At 33.8% G+C, this 21,248-nt stretch carries 18 protein-coding genes; 8 read left to right on the top strand and 10 right to left on the bottom strand.

Features of this window, described 5'->3' with window-relative positions; translation table 11 throughout:
• Nucleotides 1-9 precede the first annotated feature (9 nt).
• The 5 genes from mdoH to B6D18_RS06405 all read right to left on the bottom strand — a co-directional run bounded on the left by mdoH (nt 10) and on the right by B6D18_RS06405 (nt 7,169).
• Nucleotides 10-2,370 carry a glucans biosynthesis glucosyltransferase MdoH gene (gene mdoH / locus B6D18_RS06425; protein WP_158092534.1) on the bottom strand — a complete coding sequence of 787 codons (2,361 nt, stop codon included), beginning with the start codon at nt 2,368-2,370 and terminating at the stop codon, nt 10-12.
• Between the two features lie 14 nt (nt 2,371-2,384).
• Complete coding sequence (locus B6D18_RS06420; protein ID WP_086363689.1) at nt 2,385-3,944, bottom strand: glucan biosynthesis protein G; 1,560 nt, start codon at nt 3,942-3,944, stop codon at nt 2,385-2,387.
• Between the two features lie 20 nt (nt 3,945-3,964).
• Nucleotides 3,965-4,630 carry a hypothetical protein gene (locus B6D18_RS06415; protein WP_086363688.1) on the bottom strand — a complete coding sequence of 222 codons (666 nt, stop codon included), beginning with the start codon at nt 4,628-4,630 and terminating at the stop codon, nt 3,965-3,967.
• Nucleotides 4,631-4,798: 168 nt separating this feature from the next.
• Nucleotides 4,799-5,041 (bottom strand): YecH family metal-binding protein, encoded by a 243-nt coding sequence (locus tag B6D18_RS06410; RefSeq protein WP_086363687.1) that lies wholly within the window; start codon nt 5,039-5,041, stop codon nt 4,799-4,801.
• Between the two features lie 187 nt (nt 5,042-5,228).
• The gene (locus B6D18_RS06405; protein WP_086363686.1) at nt 5,229-7,169 is read right to left on the bottom strand and encodes an exoribonuclease II; all 1,941 of its coding nucleotides are present in this window, start codon (nt 7,167-7,169) and stop codon (nt 5,229-5,231) included.
• 122 nt (nt 7,170-7,291) lie between these two features.
• Here B6D18_RS06405 and B6D18_RS06400 point away from each other — a divergent pair, with 122 nt between their 5' ends.
• Nucleotides 7,292-8,041, top strand: a complete 750-nt coding sequence (locus B6D18_RS06400) for an alpha/beta fold hydrolase (RefSeq protein WP_086363685.1) — start codon at nt 7,292-7,294, stop codon at nt 8,039-8,041.
• A 96-nt stretch (nt 8,042-8,137) separates the two neighbouring features.
• Here the strand turns inward: B6D18_RS06400 and B6D18_RS06395 are convergent, their stop codons facing one another.
• The 5 genes from B6D18_RS06395 to B6D18_RS06375 are packed head-to-tail and all read right to left on the bottom strand — an operon-like array spanning nt 8,138 to nt 10,099.
• On the bottom strand, nt 8,138-8,329 hold the full coding sequence (locus tag B6D18_RS06395) for a hypothetical protein (RefSeq protein ID WP_086363684.1): 192 nt from the start codon (nt 8,327-8,329) through the stop codon (nt 8,138-8,140).
• Complete coding sequence (locus B6D18_RS06390; RefSeq protein WP_086363683.1) at nt 8,329-8,652, bottom strand: prepilin-type N-terminal cleavage/methylation domain-containing protein; 324 nt, start codon at nt 8,650-8,652, stop codon at nt 8,329-8,331. Before B6D18_RS06390 ends, B6D18_RS06395 begins: the two co-directional genes overlap by 1 nt.
• The gene (locus B6D18_RS06385) at nt 8,645-9,025 is read right to left on the bottom strand and encodes a DUF2509 family protein (RefSeq protein WP_158092533.1); all 381 of its coding nucleotides are present in this window, start codon (nt 9,023-9,025) and stop codon (nt 8,645-8,647) included. The genes B6D18_RS06390 and B6D18_RS06385 overlap by 8 nt, the downstream gene beginning before the upstream one ends.
• A gap of 40 nt (nt 9,026-9,065) precedes the next feature.
• On the bottom strand, nt 9,066-9,629 hold the full coding sequence (locus B6D18_RS06380; RefSeq protein ID WP_086363681.1) for a prepilin peptidase-dependent protein: 564 nt from the start codon (nt 9,627-9,629) through the stop codon (nt 9,066-9,068).
• A complete protein-coding gene (locus tag B6D18_RS06375) occupies nt 9,623-10,099 on the bottom strand; it encodes a prepilin-type N-terminal cleavage/methylation domain-containing protein (RefSeq protein WP_086363680.1) in 477 nt (158 codons plus the stop codon). Before B6D18_RS06375 ends, B6D18_RS06380 begins: the two co-directional genes overlap by 7 nt.
• Before the next feature lie 218 nt (nt 10,100-10,317).
• Here B6D18_RS06375 and dapD point away from each other — a divergent pair, with 218 nt between their 5' ends.
• The 7 genes from dapD to B6D18_RS06340 all read left to right on the top strand — a co-directional run bounded on the left by dapD (nt 10,318) and on the right by B6D18_RS06340 (nt 21,096).
• Nucleotides 10,318-11,142: a 2,3,4,5-tetrahydropyridine-2,6-dicarboxylate N-succinyltransferase gene (dapD, locus tag B6D18_RS06370; protein WP_065563367.1), complete on the top strand. Its 825-nt coding sequence runs from the start codon at nt 10,318-10,320 to the stop codon at nt 11,140-11,142.
• Nucleotides 11,143-11,236: 94 nt separating this feature from the next.
• Nucleotides 11,237-11,728: a YajQ family cyclic di-GMP-binding protein gene (locus tag B6D18_RS06365; protein WP_034882710.1), complete on the top strand. Its 492-nt coding sequence runs from the start codon at nt 11,237-11,239 to the stop codon at nt 11,726-11,728.
• 258 nt (nt 11,729-11,986) lie between these two features.
• A complete protein-coding gene (gene bglX / locus B6D18_RS06360) occupies nt 11,987-14,263 on the top strand; it encodes a beta-glucosidase BglX (protein WP_086363679.1) in 2,277 nt (758 codons plus the stop codon).
• A gap of 54 nt (nt 14,264-14,317) precedes the next feature.
• Nucleotides 14,318-16,012, top strand: a complete 1,695-nt coding sequence (locus tag B6D18_RS06355) for a sensor histidine kinase (protein WP_086363708.1) — start codon at nt 14,318-14,320, stop codon at nt 16,010-16,012.
• On the top strand, nt 16,012-16,731 hold the full coding sequence (gene btsR / locus B6D18_RS06350) for a two-component system response regulator BtsR (RefSeq protein ID WP_086363678.1): 720 nt from the start codon (nt 16,012-16,014) through the stop codon (nt 16,729-16,731). Before B6D18_RS06355 ends, btsR begins: the two co-directional genes overlap by 1 nt.
• Nucleotides 16,732-17,017: 286 nt before the next feature.
• On the top strand, nt 17,018-19,165 hold the full coding sequence (locus B6D18_RS06345; RefSeq protein ID WP_371328878.1) for a carbon starvation CstA family protein: 2,148 nt from the start codon (nt 17,018-17,020) through the stop codon (nt 19,163-19,165).
• Between the two features lie 251 nt (nt 19,166-19,416).
• A complete protein-coding gene (locus tag B6D18_RS06340; protein WP_086363676.1) occupies nt 19,417-21,096 on the top strand; it encodes a bifunctional UDP-sugar hydrolase/5'-nucleotidase in 1,680 nt (559 codons plus the stop codon).
• Nucleotides 21,097-21,248: the final 152 nt, after the last annotated feature.

Below are 21,248 nucleotides of genomic sequence, written 5' to 3'. Positions count from 1 at the left end.
CCCTATTCCTTATTGCTGGCATTCATTTTGCCATAATGAGAACAAATTGTCGTATTTTTCTTGCTGATGCCAGATGTGACAATGAAGTGTAGAAAGAATAATTGGATCTTCTAAAATCGCTAATTGTTGTTCTTTACTGATTTTTTCTAAATCGACGTGTTGATAATGTTCAATCAACTGTTGACGCAATTGCTGATTTTTTGCATTAGGTAAATGACGAGAAGTCGATAATGCACAAGCTAAAGCATTATAAATAGGATCAACAAGCGCCATAACAAAGCCATGTTCCACAAAAGCAGCTTCGGTTCGGACTAAATAATCACCAGTCAGTTTTACTGCTCGTGAAGGGTGGGTTTCTTCAGGAGTTAAAAATAAGCCGGCTTTTTTAGCTTTCATTCCAATGCTGGATAAACCAGAAACACGAATTACCAGCGGTGAAATAGTTAATGGAATTAAAATTGCGATATACCAATAGGTAAATTGTGGATTTAACCAAATAATCACACATAACCAAACAATCCCCAATAACGATAAAGGCCAACAAAAATAGAATGATTCTCCCCAAGTTAAGGCGTCATCACTTCGTGATGGTGACTTCCATTGAATCTTGCTTCCAAGCCATGCTTTAACAACAAATTTGCTATGGAAGATCATACGGATTGGCGCAAGGATCATTGACCACACCATTTCGATGAGAATGGATAATGTCAGTTTAAATATTCCACCTACATCTTTTGCCCCTGTTCTGGCTATTATAATAGCGTAGCTAAATAGTTTAGGTGCAAACAGTAATACCATTGTGGTCGAAAGTAATTGAATGGCTAATTGTTCATCCCACCTTGGCCAAGTTGGATAAAATTGGTTGGGTTGGAAAAAATATTGTGGTTCAGAAATATTGAATACCAATAATAACAGTGTTGAGAAGATTAAAAATACTAACCACAATAGTGATGAAATGTAAGCCATACCACTGGTTAAAAACATGATTCGGTGGGTTAAAGTAATACCACTTTTGAACATTAAGCGAAGATTGATCAAGTTACCCATACACCAACGATTATCGCGTTTGAGATCTTCAATCATATTACCTGGCAACTCTTCATAACTACCGTTCATATCGTAAGCAATCCAAACTCCATAACCAGCACGACGCATTAAAGTTGCTTCAACTAAATCATGCGATAAGATATGAATAGGGCCTTTATGTTTTTGCAATGGCGATAAGATACAGTGTTCGATAAATGGTTTTAGGCGAATCATGGCATTGTGCCCCCAATATTGAGCTTCACTTAGTTGCCAGAAGTGAGTACCTGAACAAAAAATATCGCTATAAATTTGATTAGCAAATTGTTGAATACGACCGTATAAAGTTGTCATTCTGACTGATTTTGGTGGTGATTGTAATATACCAGCAGTCGGATTCATTTCCATCATAGCAATCATTTTTAAGATACAATCGCCAGTCATAATACTATCGGCATCAAGAATCATCATATACTCATATTGATGTCCCCAGCGACGACAAAAGTCATCGATATTACCGCTTTTACGTTTAACACGTCGTTTACGATGACGATAGAAAATATTACAACCATTATCAGCTTTTTTAGCATTAAAATCAGCCCAAGCCTTTAATTCATTAACATACAAATCAGGATCGTTAGTATCGCTAAGAATATAAAAATCACAACATTGAGCATGTCCTGTTTCAACCAATGATTCATAGGTGGCTTCAAGTCCAGCGAATACTCGTGAAACATCTTCATTACAGATAGGCATGACTAATGCTGTGCGATGTTTTACATCAATATGGGCTGCAGGATCGTTAGGAATGGCAATGGTAAAACGGTCTTTTTTTATCACCGCCAGAATAAGGCCCATGATGCTAGTCCAAAAACCGATTGAAATCCAACAAAATAAAATAGCAAAGAGACCAATAATGAAACCCTGTATGATATAAGGGATAATACTATAGATAGCCAGTTCTGGATTGATATCCCAATTAGCCATAAAACTAATCTTTTGCCAGCTTTGATATGGCAAAAGTGATGATAAGTAAACTGTTCCATAGTATGTTTGTACTGCAATAAGCACAAACATAATTAGACGACGAATAAGTGCGATAATATTTATACGTGGTTTTGATTTAGCTGTATAGCGTTCATCCCAAACTTGTGGTTGCACTGGCACACGTTCAACTTTGGGATAACTAGGTTGTTGTTGTCTTGCTTCATTAAAATGTTTAGTATTGCCAACTTGATTTAACCGATATTTTAAGAAATCGACATTATTGGCAAGTGAGTTATTTTTTTCCGAACTCTGACGCCATTGTTCGGCGTCAGATAGATTCTCGAAGTAATCTTTTTTCATATTATTAGCTATAATTATTGAGCAGGGTATTGTCCGCTCCATGTTTCGGACAAAACTTCACCTGTTTGAGAAGCGAGTTGAACTCGCAGATCGGTTGGTTTTTTGTTATCATCAACGCTGAATCGTATAAGAACACGCCAACCTCTAGTCACTGAATTGTATTGAGTATCACAACTAACAATTGAACCATTATTAATACTTGAAATAACTTTAACTGGCTTTTTATCTGATAACTGAGGTCCAGTAAAATCAATAATATATGCATTAGAGCCATCAAGTTTACGAATTAAGTTTGCTTGTTTAATATCACCTAATGATAAACGAGTACTTTCTGCTCTAGCAACGTTAGCTGGATAGCGATTTTGTTCGTTTAATGTGTAGTGTAATCGATATTTAAAAGTAAGTTGATCACCACTTTTATATTGTTTTTCCGGGACCCAAAATGAAACAATATTATCATTTGTTTCATCTGCTGTTGGAATTTCGACAAGTTCAACTCGTCCTTTTTGCCAATCATTTAATATTTCAACCCAAACACTTGGCCGTAATTCATAGTGGTCATCTAAATCTTGATAATCATCAAAACCTTTATCACGTTGGATTAGGCCAAAGCCTTTCGGATTTTCTAAACTATATGATGAAAACGATAAACGTTTTGGATTATTTAAAGGGCGCCAGATCCACTCATTATTATTGGCCAAAATAGACAACCCGTTTGAGTCATGCATTGCTGGACGATAATTAAGTAGTGGTGAAGGTTGATTTGGGCCATATAAGAACATACTAGTTAATGGCGCAATACCTAATTTTTTAACTGAATCACGGAAAAATACTTTAGCTTCTACCGTAACAGTGGTATCAATACTTGGTACTAAAGTGATTTTATAAGCACCTGTCACACTTTTAGAGTCGAGTAATGCATAAATGACTAAATGCTTTTGATTCGGTTCTGGACGTTCAATCCAATATTCTTTAAATCGTGGAAATTCCTCTCCTGACATTTCACCAGTATCGATGGCAAGCCCCCTTGCAGAAAGGCCATAACGTTGATCTTTACCAACGGCACGGAAGTAACTACCACCAAGCGCAGTAAATATCTCATCATCGGTTTTTGTTGGTTTATTGATTGGATAATGAACTTTAAAACCAGCAAAACCAAGATTTTTGGTATTTAAATTTTCTAAATGGAGTTGACTCAAATCAAAATAATCTGGATTGTATTTAATTTCATTAACTTGGTTATTGACAATTTCATTAATTTTAACCGGCATGTCGAAATACATACCTTCATGATAAAACTCAAGCTTAAAACGACTTTTGCGATCATTCCAATAAGCTTTATCATGTTTGAAAGAAATTTTTTGATAATCAGCAAACTGCAGTGAAGATAACTCACTAGGAATATTTTTAGATGGTTGGACATAAGACTTTTTTGATAATTTTTCTGCTTGTGCCACCACATCATTAAAAGTAAAAGCCCATGAAGAAAAACTCAAACAAGAGATTGATGCTATGCATAATATCTTGCAAGTTAGTGTTTTACTCAATCGACTAATAGGTAATAAATTGTACATAAAAAAGACTCACTTAAGTATTATCTAAAAATATTAATGTAATTGATAATATTGTCTTTAGGACTACTTAAACAATTTTCAAGATAATCGGTTTTCATTTCTTCAAGAATACTCGGGTTTTCATCAATTAAGAAATGAGAGTAGTTATCTTTGATAATTTTAGTTTGTAATGCAGCCAAATCTTGTTCTGACATTTTAAATAATGGTTGGTAGCGATTGGTTATATTTACTGTATCTTTACTATAGACTGCGGCAACAAAATCTGCTGACCACTGACAGTAGTTTTTCAGATTATTGTCAGTTGGATTAATTTTCTTTAACTCAATTTTATGTTCGGCTTGATTTTTTTCAATCACTTTTTTGAGTTGAAGATCATATTTTAATTTATAAAATTCGTTAAGATAAAAATCTAACACACAGGAAGATTCATTGCTATCATCTTTACAGTTTAAAATACCATGTTTAATTATATAACTGTCAAATTGTTTATCGCCAACTAATTGAAGTAATTGATTTTTGGCATTAAATACAAACGGGTTATTTTGTTCCGTTTTTTGTTTTAATATCGTTAACTGATCGACTTCAATATTTTTGCCATTATTTTTTGTTTTAGACATATTGTTTTTTACACAGCCTGTGGCAAGAATAAAGACAATGGTACATGTAAGGATATTGCTTATTTTCATATATCAAATTCCATGAACATATTCTTGAGTTGAAATTTCAGGTTGAGCAACTTAACACTCTCGAGTGAAGCCGTAACGTAAAATTATATACTCTTATTCTTTTAAAAACACTAGATGATTACATTAATTTTATAAAAAACGCACTAAATATCATTTTGTTGGTTTTATCTAATGTCGGCACATTTTTTTTATATCGACAGTAAATTGTGAATCATCGGTTAGAGCTGGCTTAAATTTTCCTTTTGCTTTTAAAAAAGCAATAAGCTGCTCTGATGTCATATCGGAGTTAGAGCAGGTATGAAATCTAGCTTCGGTACCAAACTTTTCATGAATAGCGTTAAGTAAAGATGATTCAGTATAATCGTTTCCATCCATCATCTGTAGTACTTCATGACCGTGAATTGATATCATGTGCCTCCCCTAGACTGCGATTTATCTTGCTCTAATTATTATTTTTTAAACGTTGAAAGATAACAGATTTTTTTAATAAAAAAAAGAGGTTAAATGTTAAAAATATCATTAATTCTATTTAGATTAACCCTGACTATTATCAGGGTTAAATAATCGTTGTGAAAAAGTTTAAAATGAAAAATAATCTTTATTTATTTTCACCAATTTTTACAATAATTGAGTTGTTTTCAGTTTTAACCTGATGGATCACTATTGATAATGTATCAGCTAGTTTAAGTGTTAGCTCATCTTTAATTTTAATTGAACCCTCATCAAGGTTTAAGGTTATTTCATCGCGAGCATTATGAATCATGGAGAGCGGTAAAAATGCGAAAGCACCTATCTCTGTTAATCGGACACGAGCACCGCCTCGATTAATATCAACTATTTCAGCAGTAAATCTGTGTCCTTGTTTATCGGACAGGTATTGGCTATAAAGGTTTTCAGCAATATCACGTTCGGCTAAACGTAATTTTTTACGACGATCTGCCATACTTTCTAATTGGTCGTTGGTTGGCACAGACAATGGTTGCTGTTTAAGCGAAGCTTTAAGTAAGCGATGGTTTATCATATCACCATATTTGCGAATTGGTGATGTCCAAGTAGCATAAGCCAAAAATCCTAAACCGTAATGGGGTTGTGGTGTTATTGAAAAATCAGCAGGACTTTGGAATTTACGCAACTTAGTTGATAGAAAATCATTATTATCAATTAATCGGCGTAATCTAATGTATCCTTCAAATGAAGTTAATGACTCTTTATCAAAATCAGAAATGCCATTATCAACTAATATTTTTAAAATTTGTTCAATGTATTTGCTATCAAAGCCGAAATGAGTATTAAAAACGCCGGTACCAACTTTTTCTGTTAAATATAAAGTCAAAGCTAAATTAGCAATAATCATCATTTCTTCAACGATATTATTAGCGATGCCACGTTCTTCTTTGAGGATTGTTAGTACTTGGCGATTATCATCAAGTACAAATCGGTAGTCATTATTTGCTTTAAAAATCAATGCATTTTGTTGTCGCCAATTGATACGAATTTTTGCTAGATCAGATAACAATTTTAATTGGCTTTTAATCTCTGTGTTAGCGATATTTAAATCACTTTGATTTTCAAGAAAATCAGAAACGTTGTTATAAGAAAGCTTAGCTTTCGATTCAATCCACGCAGAGGTAAAATAGATATCGTCACCAGTAAATTGTCCCGTTTTATCTAGGTGAATTTTACATACCATAGCTGGGCGTTTTTGATTGGCTTTTAATGAGCATAGATCATCAGCCAACTGTTTAGGTAACATTGGAATATTAAAATCGGGCAGATAAGTTGTAAAATGACGAATTTTTGCAATTTTATCCAGTTCGCTATCAGGTAAAATATAAGCTGTAGGATCGGCAATAGCTATCATTAAGTTATAATTACCCATTTCATCTTGGCAAATGGCAATCGCATCATCCATATCTTCGGTATCTTCATTATCAATAGTAAAAAATGATATATGGGTTAAATCTTGTCGATTTTGTTGTTCCGTATCAGAAATGGTGAATGATTCCGCTTGAGGTGCATTATCCTCTAATTGATAACGAGCTAAGGTTTTCAACCATAATTGGTAAATTGAGTCAGAACTTGCGATAAATTGTGTTACTTGAGCAAGAAATTGTTGTTTATCATTTTGCAATGGATGCGATTGTAATGTTGCGACAACCCAATCACCTTCGGTTAATTTTTGCTTAACTACGGCGTTAACTTGACAACGTATAGCAAACTTAGTTGGCATATTTTCAGGATAAATCACCATAGCGCGATCTAAAAAGCCTATTTTACCAATAAATTTTTGTAAGCTACTTTCAATTAATGTTTCAGGTTCAAATGACTCTTTATCATTATTGCTGATGATGGTTCCCGATACTTTATCTCCATGGCAAAGCTGCTTCATTTTGGCAACAGGAATAAAATAATTTGTTTTATTATCAACATCTAAAAAACCAAATCCTTTTTCGTGTGATCGGACGATACCTTCAACATGAGGTTTTTGTTCTGCAAATTCTTGTTTAAGTTGGGCGAGTAATGGGTTATTTTGAAACATATGGCTTAATATTAATTGAAAAATTTAGACTAAATTCTATCATACTTATGCTTTTAGGGGTTATTGAATTGTTCATCAATGACTGGCTATTAAAGTCAGTTACAATAAAAAAGAGTTAAAACATGAAATTAAATTATAAATTACAAGGCAATAAACAACCGATTTTATTAATGCATGGTCTATTTGGTAGTTTGGATAACTTAAACATGTTAGCGAAAGACCTTGTTGCAAATTATCAAACTATACAAGTTGATTTACGTAATCATGGCCAATCGCCATGGTCAAATATCATGAACTATCAAGCTATGGCGGAAGATATCGCGGAACTATGCCATGGTTTGCAATTACAGAACTTAATCTTAATTGGTCATTCAATGGGTGGCAAAGTTGCTTTACAATTAAGCCAACTTATTCCGCAACTGATTAGCAACATTTGTGCAATTGATATTGCGCCAGTTAAATATACTCAAACAATTAATACTCCGGTCATAAAAGCATTGGCACAATGCATTGATCAACAATTAGTTGATAGAAAGCAAATCGCTGAAGTTATGCGACAACATGGATTGAATGAACCAACGATTTTATTTTTGCTTAAATCCTTTAAACGTGAGCGTTGGCTATTTAATGCTGATGTAATTATTAATCAGTATGCCAATATTTGTGATTGGCAAACTATTTCAGCCAGTGCCATACCAACGTTATTTATTGGTGGTGGTAATTCTAGTTATATCAGTGATGAAAATTATCCAGCTATATTTAATCAATTTCCCAATGCACAAATTGATATTGTAGAAGGCGCTGGTCATAATGTTCATGCTGAAAAAACAGAGCAAGTATTACAACATTTATATCATTGGTTAGCTGACTGATTATAATTATTTCAACAATAAAATTAATCAGTACCACAATTGCTTAATTGATGGTTACTGATTTTTATTTTTAATTGAAACGAAAGATCGCATGATTTAATAAGCGATAACACTAAAAAATAAGATTGGTTGTTTGGTAAATTCAATTAACCAACATGCATAGCTATTTTTATCTAAAGGAATGAAACTCATCACGCTAGATTTAGCGCAACCGGGATGGGATATTGCTGTGGCATGGAATGAAAAAATAGAAAATAAACAGCGTGAGCTTTTTTTAGCAATGAACATTAATCACATAGCAAACGTTGCTGTTTAATTGTTGTATGATTGGGTGGTGTAACGTTAATAAAAACAATCTGACAAGACATAATGTATGGTTGGCTATAAATTTGATATTGCCAATTATTTGGTATGATTTGCTGTAAATTATGAGGATAACTATCAAGTAAAGCAAAGGCGATTTGCTCCGCTTTAAACTGTTTTTGGAAATAGTGGTGTTGACTAATGATTGCGGTTAAATAACCGATAAAACCTAGCATAATGATGGCAAACATTAAGCAAGAGATCATGACTTCAATTAAGCTGAATCCGGCTATATTTTTACTATTCACAATCAACGAGCCTTTTTTCTGGACAATAATCTAGCCAATGGCCTTTTTCAATAATCAAGTGATTATCAGCAAAATACGTTAACATATAAAGATAATAGTCATCAGCTTGAGCTCTCAGTAGAGTATAGTTATCAATTTTTAATCGTGATTTTTTGATGCAAGCCTTGAATTGATATTGATTATCTAATAAACATTGCCATTGCTCACTCGGTGGTTGCCATAGCTGTTTTTTTGCCCAATTTAAACTTGAGCTTGCTTGATTAAACTGACGATAATGTTGAATCTCAATCAAATAGGTTTTTTTTAATGAATTAACTAGAGCCTGAAAACCGGTTAATAAAATGAGGCCGACAATGGTTAGGATAATTACCATTATTAGCGTGCTAAAACCTTCGGCTTGCGTTGTTTTTTTATTAAAATGGATTTTCATTTTTGATAATGGTTACCGTTTGATAGATTATTTTTTTGTTTTTCTTTAATTGAGCAGCAATATTTATTACAAAATAGCTGTTTTGCTGTTTTATTGAAAATTGCGTTATTTTAATGTCATGTGGATCGAATATTTTCTCCCAATTTACGCCTTCACAACTTAGTACCCCTACCTTGTATTCCAAATTATTTTTGTAGAAATGATATGCAAAGATATCTGATTTACTTGGCATATTACGATCGTAAATCCAATCATTGCGAATCTCACTGTCATAACGGAAAATATAGCAATTGTTTGTGGTATTGATTTCAATTGGCGGTTTTTTCATTTTTTCAGGTTTGTTGGCAATAAATCCAGCACGTTTTAGATCTTTGGTTATACTAGCTAAACCTTGATGAATATTTTTTTCTAAATGAATATGCAAATTTTTTTCCAACAATATCGATTGTAATTTACTATAGAATGAGGTGATACCTATAAATATTAAACTGGAAAATGCAATACTTAACATTATTTCAAATAATGAAAATCCATTTTGTTTTAGCATTGCGGTAGTCCTGGTAAATAACTATTTTTCTTACAAAATCGGATCCTTCCTCGATAAGAAATGATGATTTGCGTCGTACCGATAGCATTTTTTAATTCAAATGTACCCGTTTGAGCCATGTTTTTACGTCCCCAAAACGAGATAACCTTCTTATCAGCTAAATTAACTAGTTCTACTGAGTTGTCTGGTTGACTAAAATAGGCAATACCACCTTGGCAAGTGGGTGGTTTTTCCCCTTTGCTGATAGTTAAGCACCAAGGCTTAAAAAAATAATATACGTGATAGTTTTCGTTAGTGTTGTAAGCTCTGGCTTGAGCCTCTTCCAAAAAATAGGCTAGCTGTTTTGTGGTGGTCGTTAGTTCATTACGCAATTGTAATTCTTTCCAATGTTGCACACCAATTGCGGCCAAAATAGCACTAATACTGATAACTAATAAAAGCTCTAATAAAGAAAATCCGCCGTTTTGCATTGTTTTTTATTGAGAAATTTAATAAGAATTAAACTTTATATCCAAATAAAATCACGGTATTAACTTTTACTAAGATTTTGTGAAAGGCATTCCAAATAATTAACTTTTTTTGAGAGATCTTAATGATATGATAAACCACTTAAAAATAGCTGCATATTATATTATACTGTTAGGCCAATTAAATTTGCTAACGGATTTAAAGTTAAAGGAAACGAGAAATGCAACAATTACAAACTATTATTGAGGCAGCATTTGAACGTCGTGCTGAAATTACTCCTTCAAATGTTGATACAGTGACACGTGATGCGATTAATCAATGTATCGCTTTATTAGACAGCGGTAAAATGCGTGTCGCAGAAAAAATTAATGGTGATTGGGTGACTCATCAATGGTTAAAAAAAGCAGTGTTGCTTTCATTCCGTATTAATGAAAATCAACTTATTGATGGTGGCGCAACGAATTATTATGACAAAGTACCATTAAAATTTGCTGATTATGATGAAGCGCGTTTCCAGCAAGAAGGTTTCCGTGTAGTTCCATCAGCAATTGCGCGTAAAGGTGCTTATGTAGCTCGCAATACAGTATTAATGCCTTCATATGTCAACATCGGTGCTTATGTTGATGAAGGGACTATGGTTGATACATGGGTAACTGTTGGTTCATGTGCGCAAATTGGTAAAAATGTTCACTTATCTGGTGGTGTTGGTATTGGTGGTGTATTAGAACCGTTACAAGCAAACCCAACCATTATCGAAGATAACTGTTTTATCGGTGCCCGTAGTGAAATTGTTGAAGGCGTGATTGTCGAAGAGGGCAGCGTTATCTCAATGGGTGTATTTATTGGTCAAAGCACTAAAATTTATGACCGTGCAACTGGTGAAGTTCATTATGGACGTGTACCGGCTGGTTCAGTTGTGGTATCAGGTAACTTACCAACTAAAGATGGTAAATACAGCCTTTATTGTGCAGTAATTGTTAAAAAAGTAGATGCCAAAACTCTAGGAAAAGTTGGGATTAACGAATTACTTCGTACTATCGATTAATCTTAATTTTAAAGCCGCCGTAAATATTGTGGCGGCTACAAAAAGAGTTATTTAGAATAGATTAATACTTATAACGATTAGAAGAGGAAAATTTATGCCTTCTTTTGATATTGTGTCAGAAATTCAAATGCCAGAAGTCAAAAATGGTGTCGATAATGCGACTCGTGAATTGGCAACGCGTTGGGATTTCAAAAATGTCGAAGCTTCATTTGAGCTTAACGAGAAAAATGAAACCATCAAAGCGACTAGCCAATCAGACTTCCAAGTACAACAGTTACTAGATATTTTACGTGATAAGTTGGCTAAGCGTGGTATTGATGGTGGTGCATTAGAAATTCCAGAAGAGATGGAACATAGTGGTAAGTTTTATAGTATTACTGTTAAGTTGAAACAAGGTATCGATAAAGAATTAGCTAAAAAAATAGTTAAATTGATTAAAGACAGTAAACTTAAAGTTCAAGCGCAAGTACAAGGCGAACAAGTTCGGGTTACTGGGAAATCACGTGATGATTTACAAGCTACTATGGCATTAGTGAAAAATGGAGAATTAGGTCAACCATTTCAATTTACTAATTTCCGTGACTAATCAACCTTTCCAATCATTATTATTGCCGATATTGTTTTGAGAATATTTCACAAAATTGTTCGGCAATATGTTTTTATTTATCCATAGAATCAACATCTAAAAAAATTGAGGAAAGCACTTTTTTTAGCCTAAATTTTTAATAATATGTGCTTTTATTTTAATTTTTGGTAAGGCATTATTTCAAATAACAAGATTTTTTTAACTAAATACGTTATTCTACCCGCTTGTCTATCCTCTGATAATACAACAATACTTATTATGATGAAAAAATTAGTTTTCTTTTTTGTTTTTTTTATTTTTTCATGTCCTTCATTTGCACAAAACCCCAATAACGAAGAAAAGAAAGTATTTATTGATAACTTATTATCAAAAATGACTATCAAAGAAAAAGTTGGGCAACTGCGATTAATCAGTGTTGGTGGTGATTTAAGCTTAGACAAAGTCCTTGATCAAATTCAAGCTGGTGAAATTGGTGGCATTTTTAATACTGTTGTAGAACCCGACCTTTCACGAATGCAAGAAAGAGCTTTAAAATCACCAAACCAAATTCCGGTTTATTTTGGTTTTGATATCATTCATGGTCATCGTACAATATTTCCAATTAATTTAGGTATAGCTGCAACTTGGGATCGTAGTGCCTTCGCTAAAGTGGCTGAGATCTCAGCTGATGAAGCTACGTCTGATGGGCTTAATGTTACTTGGGCTCCAATGGTTGATATAACTCGTGATCCTAGGTGGGGACGAGTTTCAGAAGGATTTGGAGAAGATCCTTATTTAGCTTCAGAAGCAGGGCGAATTTTTGTTGAAAAAATGCAAAAACAATCCTTAGCTGATAAAAAATCATTAGTTACATCGGTTAAACATTTTGCACTTTATGGTGCTGTCGAAGCTGGGCGCGAATATAACAGCACCGATATGAGTAAACGTAAAATGTTCCAAGAATATCTAGTGCCTTATAAAGCGGCAATTGATGCTGGTAGCCGAGCGGTTATGGTTGCACTTGTTAGTGTAAATGGTATTCCTGCTACTGCTAATCATTGGTTATTAACTGATGTATTACGAAACCAGTGGCATTTTGATGGAGTAGTTGTTAGTGACCACGGTGCTATCCGAGAATTAATTAATCACGGAGTTGCAAAGGATGCTAAAGATGCGGTGAGTATTGCTATCAAAGCTGGTATTGATGTGAGTATGAATGATGAATACTTTTTACAGTTTTTACCAGAATTGGTTGATGAAGGTTCAATCTCAGAAGATTTGATTAATCAAGCTTGTCGCCATGTGTTAGAGCTTAAATATGATATGGGATTGTTTAAAAATCCACATCGAAATTTAGATCCTAATTTTGATATTGAAACTATGTTTGCTAACGATCGCCTACATCGTACTGAAGCCAGAGATGTAGCTCGTCGTAGTATTGTATTATTAAAAAATGAAAATAATTTATTACCGTTAGACAAAAATAAAAAAATAGCTGTCATTGGACCATTGGCTGATTCAAAACGAGATATTTTAGGTAGCTGGTCAGGTGCTGGGCGTGCTAATTTAGCGGTAACACCGTTGCAAGGCATTAAGAATGCTACTGCAAATCCCAAATTAGTGAGTTACGCATGGGGTGCGAATCTCTCGGATGATCCTAATCTTTATAAATTCTTAAATTTATATGGCGAGAGCAGCAAATTTGATAAACGACCAGCCAATAATATGATAGCCGAAGCTGTTGCTCAAGCTAAAAAATCAGATGTCGTTGTAGTTTTTGTTGGTGAAGCACAAGGCATGGCACATGAATCATCAAGTCGAACCGATCTTGATCTACAAGATAGTCAAAAACGATTAATTAAAGCATTAAAAGCTACCGGTAAACCTTTGATTATTGCTTTAATGAATGGCCGCCCACTTACTGTGAAAGAAGAATATCAGCAAGCTGATGCTATGCTGGAAACTTGGTTTTTAGGTACTGAAGGGGGAAATGCTGTGGCCGATGTGCTGTTTGGTGATTATAATCCGTCAGCTAAATTACCTATGTCTTTTCCAGATAATGTCGGCCAAATTCCTGTTTATTATAGCCATTTAAAAACTGGTCGACCACATGGTACGGTTAATATGGGTAAATACACAACGTCTTACTTTGATAGCCCTAATGAACCTTTATTTCCATTTGGTTTTGGCTTAAGCTATACTGATTTTACTATTGATTTTTCATTATCAAAAACTGAAATGTCGCCAAATGGGGAAATTGAAGTTATTGCTAATGTAGAAAATACTGGTGAAAGAGAAGGTTCACAAGTAGTGCAGTTCTATTTGCAAGATGTGACAGCATCAGTAAGTCGACCAGTAAAAGTGTTAATTGGTTTTGAATCTATAGATCTTAAACCGCATGAAAAAGGTCAAGTAAAATTTGTTATCAAATATGACATGTTAAAATTCTGGAATGATAAAATGCAATATGTTGCAGAGCCCGGTAAATTCAATGTGTTTGTAGGCGCAGATTCTACAACTCAGGATAAGCAAACATTTACTTTACTTGATAATTAAAATTAGCATTCTCCGTCGACTTTGGTCGGCGGTTTTTGTCTCATGGGTATTGTTATGTTTGAGTTTGATCTTGTTCTACAGCTGTTGCAGCAAATGTGTGTGTATTTGGTTATTGCTTATTTGTTAAGTAAAACCCCGATTGTCATTCCTTTAATGCAAGTCACCATTCATTTACCTCATAAATTAGTCTGTTATTTTATTTTTTCTTTATTTTGCATTATGGGTAGCTATTTTGGTTTACATATTGAAGATACTATTGCGAATACTCGTGCTATTGGCGCTATTTTAGGAGGGTTGCTTGGTGGTCCGGTAATAGGCCTTTTAGTTGGCTTAACTGGTGGTATTCATCGTTATACATTAGGTGGTATTACCGCTGAAAGTTGTATGTTATCGACTATCTTGACAGGTTTAATTAGTGGATTATTTCATTATACCTTAATGAAAAAAGGTCGAATTGATTTAGTCTACAATCCATTCTTAGTCGGAGTATTAGGTGTTTTGGTTGAATCGTTAGAAATGATTCAAGTACTATTAATATCGAGACCCTTTGATGTTGTTCTACATGCAGTGCGTAGCATTGCCGCCCCCATGATTGTAGCTAATAGTATTGGAGCGGCGATGTTTATGCGAATTTTACTGGATAGACGGGCGATTTTTGAGCGTTATACATCGGCTTTTTCGGCTAAAGCTCTTAAAATCGCAGTGAGTACTGAAGGTCTATTGCGTGAAGGCTTCAATCAAGAAAATAGTACTAAAGTTGCAGAAATTATTTATCAACAGTTAGATATTGGCGCTGTAGCTATAACAGATCGGGAAAAAATTCTCGCTTTTATTGGGGTTGGTGACGATCATCATCTACCGGGTACTCAAATTACTTCAAATGTTACTTTAGAAGCTATTGAGCAAAATGATGTTAAATATCTTGATGGTACACATCAACCATATCAATGTTCAATCAATAAAAATTGTCGTTTAGGTGCAACTTTGGTTATTCCTCTTCGTGGGGAAAATAATAATGTAGTAGGTACTATTAAACTTTATGAAGCTAAAAATACGCTATTTAGCTCGATAAATAGGACTTTAGGTGAAGGTATTGCCAGCTTATTATCTGCGCAAATATTGGCTGGTCAAAATGAGTACTATAAACAGTTATTGTCTAAAACTGAGATTAAACTATTACATGCTCAAGTTAATCCTCACTTCTTATTTAATGCCTTAAATACTTTACTGGCTGTCATTAGGCGTGATAAAGAACAAGCATCACAATTAGTGCAAAATTTATCAACCTTTTTCCGTAAAAACTTAAAACGCACTGATGAAATAGTAACGTTAAAAGACGAAATAGAGCATGTAGATGCTTACCTACAGATCGAAAAAATGCGTTTTATGGAACAATTAACTATAAATTTTGATATTCCTGAACAACTTGAATATGCGCAATTACCAGCATTTTCATTGCAACCAATTGTTGAAAATGCCATTAAACATGGAACATCACATTTAATTAGTCAAGGGGAAGTAACGATTAGAGCCCATACAAATGATCAAACTTTAATTTTAGAGGTTATTGATAACGCTGGTAATTATCGAGAAAATAAAAAAGATAATAAAGGACTTGGTCTTAATTTAGTGGATAAACGAATTAAGATCCGCTATGGTGAAAACTATGGTATAAAGATAATCTGTAAACCAGACGAATATACAAATGTAATGTTATCTTTGCCTTTGCTAGAGGATGTTGTAGTTTAATGTTAAATGTGATTATTGTTGATGATGAATTACTCGCTCGCGAAAATTTACGTTGTTTGTTAGATAACGATAGCCAAATTAATATTGTCGCAGAATGTAATAATGCAATGGATGCTATACGTGAGATTCATCGATTAGCACCTGATGTCGTTTTTCTTGATATTCAAATGCCAAAGATAAATGGACTTGAAATGTTATCAATGCTTGATCCACAAACTATGCCTCATATTGTTTTTTTGACTGCTTATAGTGAGTTTGCAGTAAAAGCTTTTGAGGAACAGGCTTTTGATTATCTATTAAAACCTATTGAACAAGATAGACTAAATAAAACATTAAGTCGTTTACATAAAAAATGTCCTGTAGCAGATATAAATCAATTAGCAGGCGTTGATCAACAGTTAAAATATATACCTTGTATTGGCCATAATCGAATTTATTTACTATCTAATGATGATGTTTTTTATATTTCATCTAAAGTCAGTGGTATTTATGTGTTTAATCAAAATAATAATGAATATTTCACTGAGCTTACGCTAAAAACCTTAGAAGATAAAACTTCGCTAATCCGTTGCCATAGACAATATTTAGTTAATTTAAAAAAGTTAAAAGAGATTCGGTTTAATGATGCAGGTAGTGTTGATATTATTTTAAATAATGATGTTGCTGTTCCTGTGAGTCGTCGATATTTAAAATCACTTAAAGAGATTTTAGGGCTATAACCATTTTATTTAGGCTTCTCTCATTGATAGAGATACCGTTCACGAACTACTTTTAACCACTCAAGTAGTCATTTCAACCTGTAACTAAATTTCTTATATCATTCAATTAACTAAAAAATTACTATACCCTTGAGCATAAAGTAAGCTTTATCTCATGATTCAATACAACCAAATTCAAAAACAATTTGAAGTTAATATCAATAAAGTTTATCTACCTTTTTAACTACATAATTAAGTTAAAAATTAAATAGATGATATTAATCTTAAAGCGATAAAGAGAATTATTATGAATAATAGAATACTAAAGCATATACCTTGGGTTATTCTTGCTATTGTTGGTGCATGCTGTTTAGCAGTCATCGCACTACGTCGAGGTGAACATATTAGTGCATTGTGGATTGTTGCTGCTGCAGTGTCTGTTTATCTCGTTGCTTATCGATATTATAGTTTGTATATCACAAATAAAGTAATGCAGTTAGATCCAACTCGAGCGACGCCAGCTGTGATTAACAATGATGGTTTAAATTTTGTGCCAACCAATAAATATGTCTTGTTTGGACATCATTTTGCGGCAATAGCGGGGGCAGGACCGCTTGTAGGTCCTGTACTTGCCGCACAGGTAGGTTATTTACCGGGGACTTTGTGGTTGTTGGCTGGTGTGGTATTTGCCGGTGCAGTACAAGACTTTATGGTGCTATTTTTATCATCACGCCGTAATGGTTCATCTTTGGGTGAAATGATAAAAGAAGAGATGGGACCAATTCCAGGAACTATTGCCTTATTTGGTTGTTTCTTAATCATGTTAATTATTTTAGCTGTATTAGCATTGATTGTTGTTAAAGCATTAGCTGAAAGTCCGTGGGGCGTATTTACTGTTTGTTCTACAGTGCCAATCGCCTTATTTATGGGTATTTATATGCGATACCTCAGACCTGGTCGTGTTTTAGAGGTTTCAATAATTGGTATTGCATTACTAATTTTATCTATCTGGTTTGGTGGTATAATTGCTCATGACCCTTACTGGGGACCTGCACTAACTTTCAAAGCAACCACGATTACTTTTACTTTAGTTGGTTATGCATTAGTTTCTGCGATGTTGCCAGTATGGTTAATTTTAGCACCGCGTGATTATCTAGCTACTTTCCTAAAAATTGGTGTAATCGTTGGTTTAGCTATCGGTATTGTTATTTTAAATCCTGATTTAAAAATGCCAGATGTAACTAAATATGTTGATGGTACAGGTCCTGTTTGGAAAGGTTCTTTATTCCCATTCTTATTTATTACTATTGCTTGTGGTGCTGTTTCTGGTTTCCATGCCTTAATTTCATCAGGTACAACGCCAAAATTACTTGCTAATGAAACTGATGCACGTTTTATCGGTTACGGCGCTATGTTAATGGAATCTTTCGTGGCTATTATGGCTTTAGTAGCTGCATCAATTATTGAGCCAGGTTTATATTTTGCTATGAATACTCCACCAGCTGCGCTAGGAATAACTATGCCTGATTTACATAAATTAGGTACTGGCGATGCGGCGATGATAATGTCTCAACTGCAAGATGTGACTGCACATGCTGCGGCTACAGTTAGTTCGTGGGGATTTGTGATTTCACCTGAGCAAATTTTACAAACAGCCAAAGATATTGGCGAACCATCAGTGTTAAATCGTGCTGGTGGTGCACCTACCTTAGCCGTGGGTATTGCGCATGTGTTCCATCAAATTCTTCCTGGTGCAAATATGGGCTTCTGGTATCACTTTGGTATCTTATTTGAAGCTCTATTTATTTTAACAGCGCTTGATGCAGGAACTCGTTCTGGACGTTTCATGTTGCAAGACTTATTAGGTAACTTTGTACCATTCTTGAAAAAAACTGATTCACTTATTGCTGGCTTTATTGGTACTTTAGGATGTGTTGGTTTATGGGGATATCTACTTTACCAAGGTGTGGTTGATCCATTAGGCGGTGTTAAGAGCTTATGGCCATTATTTGGTATTTCAAACCAAATGTTAGCTGCTGTAGCGTTAGTATTAGCCACAGTTGTATTAATTAAAATGAAACGCGCTCAGTTTGTTTGGGTGACGATTATTCCTGCTGTTTGGTTATTGATTTGTACTACTTGGGCATTGGCACTTAAACTATTTAGTAATGATCCTAATTTAGAAGGGTTCTTCTATTTAGCTAATGAGTATAACCGTCGAATTGCCGAAGGTAGCGAACTAACTGCAAAACAGATAGATAATATGCACCACATTGTCATTAATAATTACACTAATGCTGGTTTAAGTATCTTGTTCTTAGTGGTTGTGTATAGCATTATCTTCTTTGGTATTAAAACTGCACTTAAAGTACGTAATAATAAACAAAGAACCGATAAAGAAACCGCTTATGTACCTATTCCTGAAGGCGGCGTTAAAACAACCATGTCACATTAATCATAATAAGCAGAATGTTAAATGAAAATAACATTCTGCCATTTATAACAATAACTTCCTAATTCCTTATATTTTGCCCAACAATAGTTGCTATCGTTGGGTATTTTTTTATTATTGGTTAAGTGTCTTGTTTTTTTTGATAAAAATACTTTAATTGAGAAAATAATAATTTAGAATAATAAGATGTTTTTATAAAAGTGATTAAGATTAATTAGGATGTTAATTTTACATAATAGAAATAGGAGATGAGGATGTTGGTAAGCAAAAAGCGTGCTTTTTTAGGCAGTTTATTCGTATTAGGTTGTGTATTTCAGACAGATGCAAAACAAATTGATGTTTCTATTTTAGCAACATCAGATGTGCATGGTCGAATGTTACCATGGGATTATGGTACCGACAAAGCAGACTCTTCTGGTTCTTATGCACAGATATCTTCATTTTTAAAAGAGTATCGTTCACAGCATACAAATGTTATTGTTGTTGATGCTGGTGATATTATTCAAGATAATCAAATCGAACGATTTTATAATGTGAAAAATCATCCGGCTATTGCAGCATTAAATGCCATGCATTATGACATTATGGTGCTTGGTAATCATGAATTTAATTTTGGTATGCCAATAGTCGATAAGGTTACTTCAGAATTTAAAGGCCAATCTTTAGCTGCTAATATTTATTATAAAGATTCCGGTAAACCTTATTTGCCAGCCACAACTATTATTGAGAAAGAAGGTATTAAGATTGGCTTTATTGGTGCAACTACGCCTTTTGTTCCAGAATATGAGAATAAAACTGGCTATGTAAATCAAATGGAATTTACTATGCCAATACCGGAAATAAAAAAACAAATTGCCAATCTCAAACATCAATCAGTTGATGCGATTGTTTTAGTTACTCATATGGGATTAGATAATGAAAACAATAAATCTGGTACAGGGGTTGCAGATGTTGCTAATCAATTGCCCGAACTTGACGTAATTATTGCTGGACATAATCATCAGAATATTAGTGAAAAAATCATTAATAATGTTGTTATTACTGAACCTCATCGCTATGGAACAGTAGTATCGGTGGTTGATCTTAAATTTGATATTGATGGCAATAAAAAAACGTTAAAAGCGAAAAAATCACAAACATTACCAGTAAAAACTTATCCAGCTGATCCTGAAATCGAAAAAATTTATTCGCCTTATCATCAACAATTACGAGAAATTTCTAATCAAGTTATTGGTGAAACTGATGAAGATCTTGTACCGCAACAGATAATACATGGTATACCGGCAGTGTATTTGCAAGAAAGTGGTTTAACTAATTTACTTAACTCTGTGCAAATTTATTTCAGTGGTGCAGATGTGACTGCTGTTTTAGTTGATAATAAAAAAGCGATATTAAATAAAGGGCCAATCGCTCGTAAAGATATTGCTAACAATTATCAATATACAGCCGGCGAAACCTCTATTTTTGAAGTTACCGGAAAGGATCTCAAAGATTATATGGAATGGTCAGCGGCATATTTTGCACAAGTACAGCCAACGGATAAAAATTATCAATATGATCCTGTTCGAGGTGCATCTAAATATATGACTTATGATATGTTTGGTGGTGTTAAATATATTATTGATTTAAGTGAACCGATAGGAAATAGAATCAAAAATCTAACCTTATTAAATGGTAAAGTTATTACTGATGATATGAAACTCAAACTAGGTATGAATGCTTATCGTTATGAAATGTTGGTGAAAAAAGGTGGACCATTAGAAGGGCGCCGAGTCGAGCCAATTTGGAATTCTCGCACAGCATTAGGTGATGAAGAAGGTACCATTCGTAATATGACCATTAAATATATAACCGATGTGAAAAAAGGCAAAATTACCGATGAATCAAATAATAATTGGAAAGTGATTGGTATTGATCCTAATCAATCAAATTAGTGTGAGCATTCTTATTGGCTTATTTTTACAATAGTTTTTAGTAAAACGATAATTACTGTTATAAGCAATTTAAATTTTATTTTGTGGCATGATTAACGGTGATTATCTTATATGATAATTACTAAGAAATTTTACTATAAAAGATATTTAGT

Origin of the sequence: Gilliamella sp. A7 (genome assembly GCF_002142015.1) — a bacterium.
Classification (GTDB): domain Bacteria; phylum Pseudomonadota; class Gammaproteobacteria; order Enterobacterales; family Orbaceae; genus Gilliamella; species Gilliamella apis_A.
Note: the sequence above shows the minus strand (reverse complement) of the source record. Positions and strands in the feature narration are given on the sequence as shown.